General features: G+C 58.4%; 9 protein-coding genes. All 9 read left to right on the top strand.

From position 1 onward, the window contains the following. Window positions 1-252 precede the first annotated feature (252 nt). The 9 genes from FQ705_RS28855 (at window position 253) to FQ705_RS28820 (ending at window position 15,237) form a co-directional block, all read left to right on the top strand. Complete coding sequence (locus FQ705_RS28855; RefSeq protein WP_144147330.1) at window positions 253-1,467, top strand: ParA family protein; 1,215 nt, start codon at window positions 253-255, stop codon at window positions 1,465-1,467. Next, complete coding sequence (locus FQ705_RS28850) at window positions 1,464-2,432, top strand: ParB/RepB/Spo0J family partition protein (protein ID WP_144147327.1); 969 nt, start codon at window positions 1,464-1,466, stop codon at window positions 2,430-2,432. Before FQ705_RS28855 ends, FQ705_RS28850 begins: the two co-directional genes overlap by 4 nt. Window positions 2,433-3,668: 1,236 nt before the next feature. Then, window positions 3,669-3,809, top strand: coding sequence for a hypothetical protein (locus tag FQ705_RS34225; RefSeq protein WP_186308049.1), 141 nt, complete (start codon window positions 3,669-3,671; stop codon window positions 3,807-3,809). Between the two features lie 2,583 nt (window positions 3,810-6,392). Beyond that, complete coding sequence (gene fumC / locus FQ705_RS28845; RefSeq protein ID WP_144147324.1) at window positions 6,393-7,799, top strand: class II fumarate hydratase; 1,407 nt, start codon at window positions 6,393-6,395, stop codon at window positions 7,797-7,799. A 206-nt stretch (window positions 7,800-8,005) separates the two neighbouring features. Next, entirely contained in the window at window positions 8,006-8,302 is a 297-nt protein-coding gene (locus tag FQ705_RS28840; protein WP_260854651.1) for a hypothetical protein, read from the top strand. 16 nt (window positions 8,303-8,318) lie between these two features. Next, window positions 8,319-9,818 carry a malate dehydrogenase (quinone) gene (mqo, locus tag FQ705_RS28835; RefSeq protein ID WP_144147318.1) on the top strand — a complete coding sequence of 500 codons (1,500 nt, stop codon included), beginning with the start codon at window positions 8,319-8,321 and terminating at the stop codon, window positions 9,816-9,818. A 50-nt stretch (window positions 9,819-9,868) separates the two neighbouring features. Then, on the top strand, window positions 9,869-10,258 hold the full coding sequence (locus FQ705_RS28830) for a tautomerase family protein (protein WP_144147315.1): 390 nt from the start codon (window positions 9,869-9,871) through the stop codon (window positions 10,256-10,258). A 162-nt stretch (window positions 10,259-10,420) separates the two neighbouring features. Beyond that, a complete protein-coding gene (locus FQ705_RS28825; RefSeq protein WP_144147312.1) occupies window positions 10,421-12,256 on the top strand; it encodes an FAD-dependent oxidoreductase in 1,836 nt (611 codons plus the stop codon). Window positions 12,257-12,453: 197 nt separating this feature from the next. Further along, on the top strand, window positions 12,454-15,237 hold the full coding sequence (locus tag FQ705_RS28820) for an ATP-binding protein (RefSeq protein ID WP_186308047.1): 2,784 nt from the start codon (window positions 12,454-12,456) through the stop codon (window positions 15,235-15,237). The last annotated feature ends 132 nt before the right edge of the window (window positions 15,238-15,369 follow it).

Raw genomic sequence — 15,369 nt, 5'->3', positions numbered from 1 at the left:
ACCACCTCGGGGCGGTTTTTGTGCGCGCGCACTGACGCGCTTCGCCAAGGAAAACGGTTAGTTCTCTTTTTGTGATTAAGTTTGCGATGTCAGTGACCAGCCGCGGAGTGCTTGCGGCTAGGGAAATGCGCTAAATAACAAAAACTTAGACCGGTTTTTTAAAAAAAGACTAAGGAATTTGACGGATTGCAGGATTGTTTACGCACTTTCGTGTATTCTGCGCTTCAACGTCAAAACACGGAGAAGTGCAGAATGGCCCACGTAGGCACCTTACCGATGGAGGACCGAAAGGTCACTTTGCGCGAAGTCGCGGATTTCGCGGACAACCTCGCGCCTTTCTCTGACAATCTGCGCGAGCAAATTCTGGCACCCCGCCCTCGCAAAGAAGCCCCAATCTATACCATCAGTGAGCTTGCCGAGATGTGCAATCTCACTCGGCAGCAAATTCAATATCTCGCGACGAAGGCTGACTCCGGGCTTCCGTCCGGCACATTGAACGGTACCGGCCGCAGCCGGACGTTCACGCTGGCTGAGGCGCGGGTCTGGATCAAGTTGGCGTCGGACATTTACCAGACACGGCTCGGAGAAACTGACGGCAATTTCCGCGGCAAGGTGCTGACCACCGCGCAGCTGAAGGGCGGCTCGGCGAAGACGACGACAACAGTCTGCCTCGCGCAGGCTTTGACGCTTTTCGGTCGAAAAGTCTTACTGATCGATCTGGATCCGCAAGCCTCGGCGTCTGAACTCTGCGGACTCTACGCTGAGAAGGAGATCACGGGCGAAGATACGGTCCTTCCGTATATCTATGATCAGAACCTGGAAGGCGGCCTTACCGGGCAAGTCCAGTCAACTTACTGGGACGGTCTCGACATCATCCCCGGACATACGTTTCTGTATGGCGCCGAGTTTCTGCTACCGGCGCGGCAAAAGACCATGCAGGGTTACAGGTTCTGGTCCGTTTTGCGCGAAGGCCTCGAGCCGCTGCGGTCTCAATATGATTACATTCTGATCGACACGTCACCGTCGCTGTCGTACATGAATCTGAACGCGCTGCTCGCCGCGGACGCGTTAGTCATGCCGATGATTCCGGAGAACCTGGACTTTATTAGTTCGCTGGCGTTCTGGCGTTTGTTTTCGGATGTCGCAGAAGATTTTCTCCCTTACGAGGAAGACAAGGTCTACGACTTCATTTCGGTACTGCTCTCCAAGGTCGACTACGGCAAGACTTCGTCTGCACCGGTCGTGCGGCAGTGGGCGCAGAGCGCGTACGGTCGATGGTTGGACCCGTTCGAAATTCCGGCCAGTTCCGTGATGAGCGGCGGCGCTCTGTCATTTTCTACCGCGCTGGACATTGTCAGTACGCACTCGAGCGCCAAGTCGCTGCAGCGGGTGAAGCAACCCATGATGCAGTACTCAAAGTGGCTTGACGATATGTTTGTTAAGAACTGGAAGGAGTCAGCAGCATGACCAATATCCGCGAGCAGTTACTTGCAAAAACCGCGAACTTGGCAACGCCCGCGGACTTCAAGGGTGAGGCCAAAAAGCCCTCGCGTGGTCCGCAGACAATGCCTGGAATTACGAGCGCATTGGCTGTTGCCCAATTGCGAATTCAGGAACTGGAGAAGCAAGGTACCGCGACAGAAATCGCTGTCGACGAGCTCTCGCCGAATCCCTGGCAGCCGCGCCGGCAATTCAATGAAGCCAAACTGGCTGAGCTCGCCCGGTCGATCGGGGAGGTCGGGCTGCTGCAGGCTATCACCGTTCGTCGCGTGGGCGACGCGTACCAGCTAGTAGCGGGCGAGCGGAGATGGCGCGCTCACAAGCTTGTTAATCGCCCGACCGTCAAAGCGGTAGTGATTGAGTGCACGGATCAGGATATGGCGGCGCTTGCGCTGATGGAAAACGTCACGCGCGACGACCTTTCCGATTACGAGATCGCTATTGCCATTCGTCGGGCGGAGTCGGAGTTTCCGAAGCGAACGCGCCTCGCGGATGTGATGGGTGTAACACGGAACGATCTCTACCGTTTCCTCGCATTTGATGATCTGCCGGACTTCGTCAAACGAGATCTCGATCTGAACCCTTCTTTGTTGGCCGGAACGGCGGCGCAAGATATCGTTCTCGCCCTCAAAAGGACCGGTGACGCCGGCGTGGCTGCGTTATCGGAGATTTGGCCGCTCCTTTTGGCCGGGGACCTGGTACAAAGCAAAGTGGCTTCGACTATCAGTGCGCATGTCAATCGGGCGACCAACGGCAGTGACTCCGGGGGGCGGAGCATTCTGAAGATATTCGCGGGGAAGACCCAGGCTGGAAGCATTACGCGGGACGACAAAGGGTTGACTCTTAAATTCAAAGCCGGGATGTTGACCGACGAACAGGAGGCAGAGATACGAGAGCATATTGGAAAGATGTTCTCGCTCCGTCCGGAGTGAATGTACGAACCCGCCACTGGCGGGTTTTTTTACGTCTGCTTGTGGAGGTGGTGTCCGGATCCGGACACTTTTTCGCGGGTTGCAGAGTTTGGTTTCAATGTCCATGGGATTTAGGAACTGTTTGGTTCTCTCGCTGAAGCGGCCGCGTGCACTCGACGTGAGCTTAAAGGTGTCCGGATCCGGACAGTTTTGACGCGCATATTCTTTGGCGTGGAAAGCGATTTCGGTCGGGTAAAAGGGCTGATGCGTCGCGCGGTAAGGAACGCGATAGAGAAGCCGGGCAGCGTCGAGCTTGACGGTGCGATGTTTGACGCAGGAGGCAATTCAAGAACGTTCAGGCTCGCAGCCAAAAAGTGTCCGGATCCGGACACTTTGAAGTGCATTCCAGCAGCGAATCTTCGCCTCTTAGTAACGATTAGCCCGTGATTTCTCTAAGCAAAGATTCAGGCGAGACTCCCGCTCGTCGCCGTCTAACCCCGGCGTGTTGATGTTAGCGTCGTGCAATCAGCCACACATCGAGCGCACAACCGAATCGCGATGAATCTTTCGTGTAAGGCCGAGCCGATTTCGTCATCCGTGGTATGTAGACGCTCGTCTGCCGCACGGACAAAAGGAAAACTCGAGAGCTATCGTGCAGGCATATATCTCGCTGAATCTGACTGACACTGACATGAACGAGCAACAATCCCACCGCCGCAACTGTTTAACGTTCTCTGCTCACTAAGAATCAATCGCGCTTTGCACGCGAAACATTCTTAATCGCTCAGACGCGCTTTTCGCCGTCCCGAGACTTACTAATGTCCGGCTCGCCGGCCCGACACCGATCGTGACGTCGCTACATGACGCGCGGCGAATTGGTCGCCTAGGTGCTGCGTTTCGTCTATTGGAATCGGACGGAGCTTTCGAGACTCGAACGACCCGCGCGGACATTGAACTGCGGCGGCAATCGATGAAGTTTGGCCGGGTTGCCGGCGCCAAGCCGTCGATGAGAACTCGACGTCAATCTATCGGCGTGTGCCAAACGCCCCGGTGCTCAGAGCTTCGAGCAGCGAAAATACCGACGTCAATCGACGAGGCAGAAAGCCATTGTCAACGACCGACGGCCCGCTTCGTGGACGAGTTTCGTGGGAGCGATGACCATCGCAATTGGCGCATTGCGCGCCAGCGTTGTGTCGAGGCGGTTGGATCCGCTGCCGCGAAATGCAAGGGAACTCTCGGTCAATGGAGGCATGAGACATGAACGAGGATGTGTCCGCGCATATCGGATCAAATAGCGGCGGGGCGTCGACCGCCGCGGGAGTGATGGATATTGCCTTCGTTAATCACGCGATGCGCGTGATACCCGCCGGCACGTCGCGTTCAACTTGTCAGGCTTGAAATCATCGTTTGACTCGTCCGTCCGCGCAGATGACGTTTCGCAGGGGTGACGCGCGGGGATGCTCTTCGAAGTCAGAGATGTGTCATACGGCAAAGTCGGGATGCGCTGGAGAGTACGAGCACGCGGTCGATCTCATGCGGCCGTGCCGAATTCACTACAGTCATTAGGTACCTCGCTTCCCACCCCGCCTCATAATCTAGGCGACTGGCGCGTCCACCGCGCGCGCCAGTCCCTGCCCAAAATCAGCTACCTTCCCGTCGCCGCGCGGGTCTCTATTTGTGCGCCCACACATTACGACTTGCCGCGGGCAGATGTGGCTAGATCTATCGGAGCGCCCGCCGGCCAACCAGCAGGCTGGCCCGCTCCATCGAGCTAAGCACGACGCTTCGGATTTCCGAAAGCTAGTGAACTGCTCACTAGCTAATTTGACACTTCGCGCAATACCATCCGACGCCGCAGTGCGACCAAACATGCAGCCAGAACCAGACTGGCGGCGCGTAGCAATGTGTCCCTTCGTGCTTGGAAAATCGATTGCGAACGCCCTGTCGTGGCCAGCAACGTGGCTGCAGTACGGACTAAGCAAGGCTTATCTGGGCGAAATTTCCCCGTGCCAGTCCACGGGAAAGCCAAGTGTTTTTGTCAGCCCGGCCTCGCACCATGTAATGCGGATCGCCACGAGCGTGGTCGAAACTAGACGGTGAGACTCACGCCACCGCAAAAGCACCCGGCTGAACATTGGATTTTGACCGTGTCGGGGCGCACCCGCCCCGGCAATGTCCGTACGCGAATGCTAACCAAAAAGCCGCATTTCGCTTTGTTGCGATTTGACAAGTTTGCTGTTCTTCGATAATTCGGGGACTGTCAAACGTGAGCCACGCGCCAAGGTTCAAACCGGGAAATAGTCCCTCGGAATCACGTACGCGACCGGCTCGATTGCACAACAGCCACCCATACGTACCGCACATAAGCGGGTCCGACTGGCGAAAAGGTCGCCCGTCATTGCAGTTCTAAAACAAGCCTCACGATTGCCAAGTTCAGCGTGCGATTTCGGGTGAAGGGGGTCCGTAGTCGACCTTTCAGTCACGAAATTTTTTAGATTCGCCCGCACCAAAGCAAATTTGCTCAATGCCAACTAACACGATTGATTTGCACTCCGAATTAAAATAAGCGGCAAAACATCATATTTTCGAAAGAGAAATCCAAAGTTTCGCCGACTGGTGCAACTCGCGGCAGGCAGCGACCCGTGAAACATCTGACGCAAACGTGCGAAGTGCCGAAAAGCCCTTCCAGTAAAGGATCTTCAGAGTAATAGGGGCAAATTTTGAAGCACTGTTTCACGATCCGACACCATTCTCGGCGGCGCAAGCTGTCGAGGACCGCATAATTACGAAAAGACGCAGCTCGTCGTACTTTGCGTAGCAAATACTACGTATTTTGTAATGTCATGACGAAGGTGGAATTTGCCCACAAATCGGATCGTTGCCCACCCATGTCAGCGAAGCCGTCGCCATTGAATAGAAAGACAAGCGAGCACAGCTATGAAATGAAGCTTCCGCGTTCTGCGCAGGCTATCTGCTGTGCGTCGGCGCTATTCACACTTGCGTGCAATGCCCGAGTCAAGACTCGAGTTGGCGCCTAGCGCCGAGCAACCCAATGTCCCAACGTCTCGTAAGGCTCAATCAGATTCGGAGGCGCTGCTCTGATCGGGATGACAGTCGCTGGTTCGACACCCCACGCAATTGCCTTTCGATCGTTGCGTCCCCTGTCGCCCATTGTGACGTCGCGCGTAGCGCTTCCGGCTACGAGTCGATCTCGTCCGTGAACAACCACTGCCATCTCTCAGACTAAACGCGCAAAAATTTTCCTTCGACGCGCCCGACTCAGCCGAACGCAGAACGGCCCGTCTATCAGGAACCGATACACGGAAACCGGACGCCGACGGCTCGTCGCACATTCAAAGATCCGCGGCGCCCTATCGCAGGATCGGGACGAAATCCGTCAACTGCCGGCGCTAGCCGATGTAGCCGCTCTCGTCCCTCAAGCAAAACCGCGCCAAAGAAATTGAACCCACCCAGAAACATCCGCCATGAGAAGAGGGCAGGGTAGGCCGAGGATTCAACACAACTTTCAGCCGAAGCAATTCCCACAGTTGGAACCGGCCGCTGCCCGATAGCTCAACCCGTCCTCGCATCCCAACCGGTTGCGTCACCTTTTCGTGCGTTTTTTAAAACACCGTGCAGTCCCGAAGCCTCGTTCTGTTCGATCTGCCTATACTCGGTCTCAGTTTAGCGGCGACTCGTTTATATGCATGCAACGACGGAGTCGGATGATGAAGAAAGCCAACTTCGTGGCGCACACGTGTGTCATGAGCGCGATTTCATCCAACGCATTCTACGAAAAGTGATATGCAATCCTGATTGAAATGCCAGCGAGCTAACCAACGCATCACGCCAACGACGGCAATGCGGACTAGCCGCCCGCCGTACCTTTCAACGGGTAACTACACGGGTGAAGGTCAAAAAATCAAGTGCTCGGGCCAGACGTACGAGTCAGCCTGATCTATCGCGCAGAGGAGCAACTCCATGAGTGACGTTCGCACAGAGTCCGACAGCATGGGCGGAGTAGACGTTCCGATCGACAAACTGTGGGGCGCGCAAACGCAGCGTTCTCTCGAGCACTTCAGCATCGGCAGCGATCTGATTCCCCGCGAAATGATCATCGCCTATGCGATCCTCAAGAAAGCGGCGGCGAATGCCAATCTCGCAGGCAAACGTCTCGACGCGAAAATTCACGGCCTGATCACGCAGGTTTGCGATGAGATTCTCGCGGGGCAACATCACGACATGTTTCCTTTGCACGTGTGGATGACGGGCAGCGGCACGCAGTTCAACATGAATGTGAACGAGGTGATCTCCAACCGTTGCTGTCAGATCGCGGGCACACCGCTCGGCACTAAGACACCGGTTCACCCAAACGATCACGTCAACATGTCGCAGTCGTCGAACGACTCATTTCCATCGGCGATGTACATCGCTGTCGCCGTCGATACGACCCAGCGTCTGATTCCGGCGGTAAAGGCATTGCGCGACGCGATTGCGACGAAGGCCACTGAGTGGGCGAACATCGTCAAGATCGGTCGCACCCACATGCAGGATGCCACGCCAATCACGCTCGGTCAGGAATGGTCGGGTTACGTGGGCATGCTCGACGACAATTTGACGAGAATCGACGCCGCCCTGCATGGCGTCTATCGTCTGGCTCTCGGTGGCACGGCGGTCGGCACCGGCATCAACGCAGCGCCGGGCTTTGCGGAGGCCGCGGCCGTCGAAATCGCCAATCTCACGCATCTGCCCTTCGTCAGCGCGCCGAATAAATTCACGGTGCAAGGCGCGCACGATGCGTTGGTCAATTTCTCCGGCGTATGTCGGACGCTTGCGACTTCGCTCTACAAGATCGCGAACGACATTCGCCTGATGTCGTGTGGACCGCGCGCAGGCTTCGCCGAACTCGTGATTCCAGAAAATGAACCCGGCTCGTCCATCATGCCTGGCAAAGTCAATCCAACCCAGGCGGAGGCGTTGGCCATGCTCTCCGTACAAGTGATGGCAAACGACGTGGCGGTCGGCTTCGGTGGGGCGAGCGGATATCTGGAGATGAACGTCTACAAGCCGCTCATCATTTTCAATCTGACTCAATCGATCACGCTGCTCACTGACGGGAGCACGAATTTCCGACGCTTTCTCGTGGAAGGAACTCGCCCGAATCTGAAAAAGATCAACGAATACGTCGAGCGCTCGCTGATGCTGGTAACCGCACTCGCTCCCGTGATCGGCTATGACAAGGCATCGCAAATCGCCCACCACGCGATGGACCACGATCTGACGCTGAAGCAGGCCGCGCTGGAATTGGGATTCGTTTCCGGGGAGGAGTTCGATCGTGTGGTCGATCCGGCCAAAATGGTCAAGCCGTACGTCGCAACAGAAAAGTAATGCCATGACGCCAGGCGTGCGACGTCTGCATGCGACCCGTCATTCATGGCAGGACGGTCGGCGCGAAGCTCTTGTTCAACTGGCAGTGATCTCGTATAGAGGGTGACATCGTGATGCGTTGCGTAAGAATCTGGACTGGCGAAGACAACGACAGTCACTTCGAGGAGGGCTCGATCGATCTGCCCAAAGGAGATCGAGGCGACATTTTGAGCCTCACTGTAGAGGCCAAATCGATTTCGTTCCGGGAGACGAATGCCGGCGGCGCCTTCGAATGGCACGACGCTCCCACGCGTCAATACGTCATAACGCTGAGCGGAACGCTCGACTTCCAGACGCGTGAAGGCAAGCACTTCATCTTGCGCCCCGGCGACGTATTGCTAGCCGAGGACACAACCGGAAGCGGCCATAGCTGGAAGCTGATCGACGAAAACCCGTGGCGCAGGGCGTACGTGATCCTCGCGCCGGGCGTCGACGCCCCGTTTGTTGCCAACCCTAAGGCGTGAAGAGCAGGAGTTCCTGATGTCAAACGAAAACATCCCCGAGACCGCCGATGTCGTGTTGATCGGCGCCGGCATCATGAGTTCGACACTCGGCACCGTGCTGAAAGAACTTGAGCCGGCGCTGAAGATGGTCGTGTTCGAGACGCTGGACGACTGCGCGCAGGAAAGCTCCGCAGCATGGAATAACGCCGGCACCGGCCATGCGGCCAACTGCGAATTGAACTACACGCCTCAGAAGCCGGATGGCAGCGTGGACATCTCGAAGGCGCTTGAGGTCAATACGGAATTCGACATCTCGCGGGAGTTGTGGACCTACATGGTCAAGGCCGGGACCATCGCCGATCCGCACGCATTCATTCATGCGTGCCCGCACATGAGCTTCGTGCAAGGAAAGGAAAACGTCGACTTTCTGAAGGCACGCTTCGGCGAGATGTCCAGGCATCATTGCTTCAGTGGGATGGAGTACAGCGACAGCGGCAGTGAGATCAGTAGTTGGGTACCGCTGGTCATGCAAAATCGTGACACGAACGAAGTTGTCTCGGCCACGCGCATCGCCGCGGGTTCAGATGTGGACTACGGCACGCTGACGCATCTGCTTATCAAACATCTGTCGGCGCAACCCGGCATTTCGATTCACTACGATCAGCACGTCATCGGACTCGAACAGGACACCAACGGACATTGGCGTGTCGACGTGCGTAATGCGCGGACGCAGGAGGTGCAGTCGACCACCGCGAGATTCGTCTTCATCGGTGCGGGCGGCGGATCGGTCGAATTGCTTCAGATGTCGAAGATTCCGGCCGGGCGGGGCTACGGCGGATTTCCGGTCAGCGGTATCTGGCTGCGATGCGATGTCGATGCAATCAGCGAACGCCACCACGCCAAGGTTTATGGCAAGGCTGCGCATGGATCGCCGCCGATGTCGGTGCCCCATCTGGACACACGCATCGTCGAAGGTAAGCGGTCGTTGCTGTTTGGACCGTACGCAGGATTCTCAAGCCGTTTCCTGAAGCACGGTTCCTATGCCGACCTGTTCGAATCGATCCATGCGGATAACGTCTTGCCACTTCTGGCGGTCGCGCGCGACAACTGGGCGCTGAGCGAATATCTGGTCGGCCAGGTGCTGCAAAGCTCAAATCACATGTTCGCCGCGCTTCAGCAGTTTTTCCCCGACGCGAAGCAGCAGGACTGGAAAAAGGCGGTGGCAGGCCAACGCGTCCAGATCATCAAGCCTGATAGTAGCCGCGAGGGCGTACTGGAGTTTGGAACTGAACTGGTCGCTGCCGACGACAGGTCGCTAGTCGCGTTGCTCGGGGCATCGCCGGGAGCTTCGACGGCCGCGTCGATTGCAGTTGCGGTTCTGCAAAAATGTTTCCCCGCCGAGTTGACCGAAAGCGGCTGGCTACCGAAGCTGAGGAAAATCCTGCCGACCTACGGCATCGACCTCAAGCAGGATGCCGACGCGTGCAACAAGAGCCGGGCGGATACGGCCGCGGCGCTGGGACTCGTCAACGATTAATCGCAGTTTGGAAAGAAGCAACGGGTAATGAACGTCTTAGGAGAAATCACATGCCTCTCGCGCGAATCAACCTGTCAAGCAACGTCTCGCCGGAGGCGGTTCGCGCCATCAGCGATACCGTGTACGAGTCGTTAAGGACCGTCGTCGGTGTTCCGGAAGGCGACAAATTTCAGATCATCACTCGCCACTCATCGGACGAGCTCATCTATCCCGCCGAAGGCTATCTCGGCATCACCTATTCTCCGGAAATGGTCTTCATTCAGGTGACATGGAACACCGGGCGTACCGTCGAAATAAAAAAGGCTTTTTACAGGGCGGTCGCCGACGGCATTCACGAGAAGACAGGCGTGCGCAAGGAAGACATCGTAATCAGCCTGACCGATGTTGCTCGCGAGGACTGGTCATTCGGCAATGGTGAAATGCAGTACGCGCCGAAGTAGCAATACGGACACGCGCCGCATTTACCAACGCGCAGGCTTTTGCGAATACGCACGGGCTCCAACACGAATTGACGAACGCGACTAAGGTCTTCGTGAAGTGAATAAACACGTCCTTCGGTCCGGTCCGACATCACCCGCATGGTCTTTTCTGGAGGCACGTCGATGGAAAGCGACGACAAGTCTGTGAATGAGTTGACGCATCAGATCGAAAACCTGCCCTGGGATGACGCCATCCCGCTTCACACCGGCACACGGAATAAAGAACTGCTCGATCCACACCTGCATTTCGTCAATCCGATTGGACCCGACGCGGCCGCATCTGTACTGTCCAGCAGACAGGAGCAGATGTTCCCGACACTCCCGCAGCGGGAAATAGACAGGACACGCGCATTCGGCAAAGAGATGCAGTGGGCGGCAGGTGAGGTCATGTTCACCATGGGCCATGCGAGTCCGGGTCTGGTCATCATGTTGAAGGGACATGTTCGGGTGGTTCGACGCGATGCCATCGGTCGGATACATCGCGTTTTCGAGTATCACGTGGGACAGTTTCTCGGGGAAATTGCGCAACTTTTTGGCCATCCGAGTCTGGGAGATGGGCTGGTCGTCGAGGACACCACGGCGATCGTGATCGATTCGCTGGATCTGCGCAGGCTTCTGGTAATGGAAGCCGAGCTGGGCGAAAAGATCATGCGCGCGCTGCTTCTACGGCGAGTCGGATTGATCGAACGCGGCAGTGGTCCGGTGCTGATCGGAGACTCGACCGATGGGCGCGTGATCGCGCTGCAGGATCTGTTCAGACGTAATTCGTATCCGTATTCGCTGATCGACGCGCGCGAAGATCCGGAAACAGCGACGCTGCTGCAGCGTGTTTCGGCGACTGCGGCGGACTTTCCCATCGTGATCTGTCCGGACGGCACGGTACTGCGTGCTCCGGATGAGAATCGTGTCGCACGCACCCTTGGCTGGTTGCCGGACTTCGACCCATCCCACACCTACGATGTGGCGATCGTCGGAGCCGGGCCCGCTGGTCTGGCGGCGGCTGTGTATGCGGCATCGGAAGGATTGTCGGTCGCGATCTTCGATAGTTGGGGACCGGGAGGGCAGGCGGGCACCAGCGCGCGAATAGAAAACTATTTGGGCTTTCCGGCGGGCATTTCCGGGCAGGCCCTAACGGGGCGAGCCTACGTGCAGGCGCAGAAATTCGGCGTGCACATTTCCATTCCAACGCGCATCAAGCTCCTTCGCTGCGACTGCATGCCGTTGCAGGTGGAACTCGAAGACGGCAAACGCGTTGCGTCGCACACGGTGGTGATTGCCTCTGGCGCCGCCTACGTGAGACCGTCGATTGCGGGCCTCGAGCAGTTGACGGGCCGCGGCGTGTTCTTTGGGACCTCTCCTGTCGAGGCGGAGTTGTGCAGGGGTCTGGAGGTAGTGGTGGTCGGCGGCGGTAACTCCGCCGGTCAAGGCGTGGTCTATCTGGCGTCTCACGCGAAGCATTTGCATCTGATCATCCGTGGCAAGAGTCTCGACGAGCATATGTCTCAATACCTGATCGACCGTATCACCCGGCTTCCTAACGTGACGCTCTATACCGCCACAGAAGTCGTTGCGCTGACGGACGACGAGGCAGGCTTGTCCCATATCGCGTGCGAGGGCCCGAATGGTCTCCTTTCATTCTCTGTCCGGCATCTTTTCCTGTTTACCGGCGCGGAGCCGAATACCGGATGGCTAAAGGACTGCAGTGTCGAGACGGATGCCAAGGGCTTTGTCTTGACGGGCACCTCGGCGCGCACCGGCTATGACAACGCAACTCAGGCGCTCGAAACGACAGTGAGAGGCGTCTTTGCAATCGGCGACGTGCGTTATGGTTCCATCAAGCGGGTCTCTGCTGCCGTAGGCGAAGGTGCGGCCGTCGTGGCGCAAATTCATGGGGCGCTGAACGAGCGGCAGGTGCTTGCCCAGACTGCTCGTGCTTCGGACCCGGTCGCGCAAACCTGATCCGATCGGGGATGCCGTGCGCTTATTGACCCGACGCACGATTAACCTGGATTTGTGTATATTTACCTGTCAACGGTTAATACAGGTAAATCGTCGTGACCAGTCCGCCAGATGCCGTGGGCCAGGTTTTCCTGTTTGGCCCTTTTCGACTCACGCCAACCCGGCAGACTCTGCTTGATGGCGAACGGCGTGTGCGTGTGGGTAGCCGGGCCCTCGAGATACTGACCGTGCTGGTGGAGCGTCATGGCGAGCTGGTCAGCAAACAGGAATTGATGGCCCGCGCCTGGCCCAAAACCGTCGTTGAAGAAAATAATCTCAAGGTCCAGATTGCCGCCTTGCGCAAGGCACTCGGCGAGGACTCTCAGGATCAGCGTTATCTGGCCACGGTTATCGGTCACGGTTATCGTTTCGTCGCGCCCGTCGAATACGGGTCGCTCGCTTCAGCTGGGGTGTCGCCCGACAGGCAAACGCAGGCCACACACAACATTCCAGCCACGCTGGTGCGACCGATCGGGCGCTCGGCGACCCTCGACGCGTTGTCCGTTCAGCTCTCGCGCGTGCGACTGGTGACGGTCACGGGCCCGGGCGGCATCGGCAAGACGACTGTCGCGCTGGCGTTGGCCCAGAGGATGGTCGGAGCGCATGAGCGCGACGTGTGGTTTGTCGATCTGTCCACGCTGGCCGACGCGAGCTTTGTGCCTCAGGCAATCGCGACCGCCGCCGGGCTGGCGGTGCATTCGCATGACGTCGCCACGGCGCTGGCAAACTATTTCGCCTTCTGCAACAGGCCGCAACTGGTCGTGCTCGACAGTTGCGAGCATGTCATCGAAGCGGCGGCCGCCATCGCGGAGCATCTTGTCTCGACAACGTCGAACGTATCGGTGCTCGCCACCAGCCGCGAACCGCTGCGGGCCACCGGTGAGCACGTATTTCGGCTGGAGCCGCTCGTCTGTCCGATCAAATCGGCGAGTCTGACCGCAGACGAAGCGCTGCAATATCCCGCCGTGCAGTTGTTCATGGAACGGGCCGCGGCCAGCCGCACTGGCTTCGGTCTTCGCGACGACGATGCCGCGGTGGTCGCCGAGATCTGCCGCCGGTTGGACGGGATCGCCCTCGCGATCGAACTGGCCGCAACGCGTCTGGATGCATTCGGCGTGCACGAGTTGCTGACCTTGCTCGGCGAGCGCTCTCACAGACTGGGGCAAGGCCGGCGCGCGGGCCCGCAACGCCACCGCACTCTCGCAGCAACATTGGACTGGAGCCATCAGTTGTTGCCCGAGGTCGAGCGTATCGTGCTGCGCCGACTCGCGGTGTTTGCCGGCGGCTTCCTCCTGACGTCCGCCACGGCTGTGTCCGCCAGCGGCGATGTGCCGGCGTCCGCGGTGATCGACGCGATCGCCGGGCTGGTCGCGAAGTCGATGGTTTCGGCCGACGTCAGGGGCGAGAGAGTGCGCTATCGTCTGCTGGACACGACGCGCGACTACGCGCGGCAGAAGCTTGCCGATGCGGGCGAACTGAACACGGTCTTGCGACGGCATGCCGAACACTTCCAGGCGCTGTATGCGCAGGCGGAAAATCAGTGGAGCGCCGCGTCGGATGAGAGCTGGCTGGAAACACGCTTGAGCGCGATCGACGACCTCCGCGCGGCGCTCAACTGGGCGTTCGCCGCCCATGGCGATGCGTCGCTTGGTATTGCGCTGACCGTGTCGGCGATTCCTGCGTGGCTACACCTTTCCTCGCTGGAGGAGTGCCGTCGTCGCGTCGAGTACGCGCTGTCGGAAGCCGGAGACGACGTGCTCATTCCCGACGATCAGAAGATGAAGCTGCATGCGGCCTTCGCTGCCTCGGCGATGTACACCCGCGGCATGGTCCCCGAGGTCGATATCGCGTGGGCGAGTGCGCTGGAGATCGCCGAGAAGCTGGGCGACAAGGAATACCAGTTGCGCTCCCTGCTCGGCGCATGCTGCAGTCTGGTCTACGCAGGAAAGCATCGGGTCGCTGATGAACTGCTGCGCAAATTCTGTTCAGTGGCTGCCTCGTCAGGGAATGCGGCCGCGCTGTCCGATGGCGAAAGACTGAACTCACTTGCCTTGCATTTCATCGGTGAGCAGGCCACCGCGCGTGCCTACCTCGAGCGCGTGCTGAGCCGGCAAGTGGGCCAGCGTCAGCGGCCGCAGCTATCGCGTTTTCACGTCGGATGGCGGGTCGCGGCTCAAAGCATCATGAGCAATATCCTCTGGACTCAGGGGCTACCGGATCAGGCGCTCCGCCTGGCACAGGAAGCGACCGACGATGCACAGGCGAAAGACAACGCGTTGACCTTGGGCTACGTGCTGATGCTCGCATCGGTCCCGATTGCTCTTCACGTCGGCGATCTGGTCGCGGCTGAAGCGAAGCTCGACATGCTGCAAAAGCATCTGGCGAGACACGGCCTTGTCATATTTGCGGCGCCGGCGCGTTGCCTGCAAGGTGCGCTATTGATTCGCCGCCATGACCCCGCTGGCTTGCCCACCATGATCGATGGGCTCGAGCAGATGCAGCGCGAACATTTCGGCATGGGGTATCCGATGTATGCGGGAATTTACGCCCAAGGTTTGTGCTTCGCTGGCCATCACGCGCTGGCACGAGCGGCAATCGACGACGCATTGGCGTGGTCGAAGGTTCACGACGAGTTGTGGTGCCGGCCAGAACTCTTGCGCATCAAGGGTGAAATACTGGCGTCGATCGACCTGCCGGAGCACCGCGAAACGATCGAACATCTCTACGAGCAGGCGATCGAAATGGCGCGACAGCAGGGGGCGCTGTCGTGGGAGTTGCGCGCCACGACGAGTCTTGCCCGTCTTGGACATCGACTCGGCAAAACGGAGCAGGCGAGAGCGCGGCTCCTGTCAGTTTACCGACGGTTTACAGAGGGATTCGAAACGCCCGACCTCGAAGCGGCGCAAGCGTTGCTCGACTGCTTCCGCGACGCGCATGCGTGAAATCCGCCGCGCCGGAGAGCGTCCATACTTTCGGCTGGAGCGCGTGCCATTCCGGTGCATGCATGCACAAACCACTGGATTGGCAACATCACTAACTGCTTTTGCCTATACCTTGGTTTAGTACGCAGCGGG

The sequence above is a fragment of the Paraburkholderia sp. BCC1884 genome (genome assembly GCF_900996225.1).
Classification (GTDB): Bacteria; Pseudomonadota; Gammaproteobacteria; order Burkholderiales; family Burkholderiaceae; genus Paraburkholderia.
The sequence above is the reverse complement of the archived record's forward strand: the minus strand, read 5'-3'. Positions and strand labels throughout refer to the sequence as shown.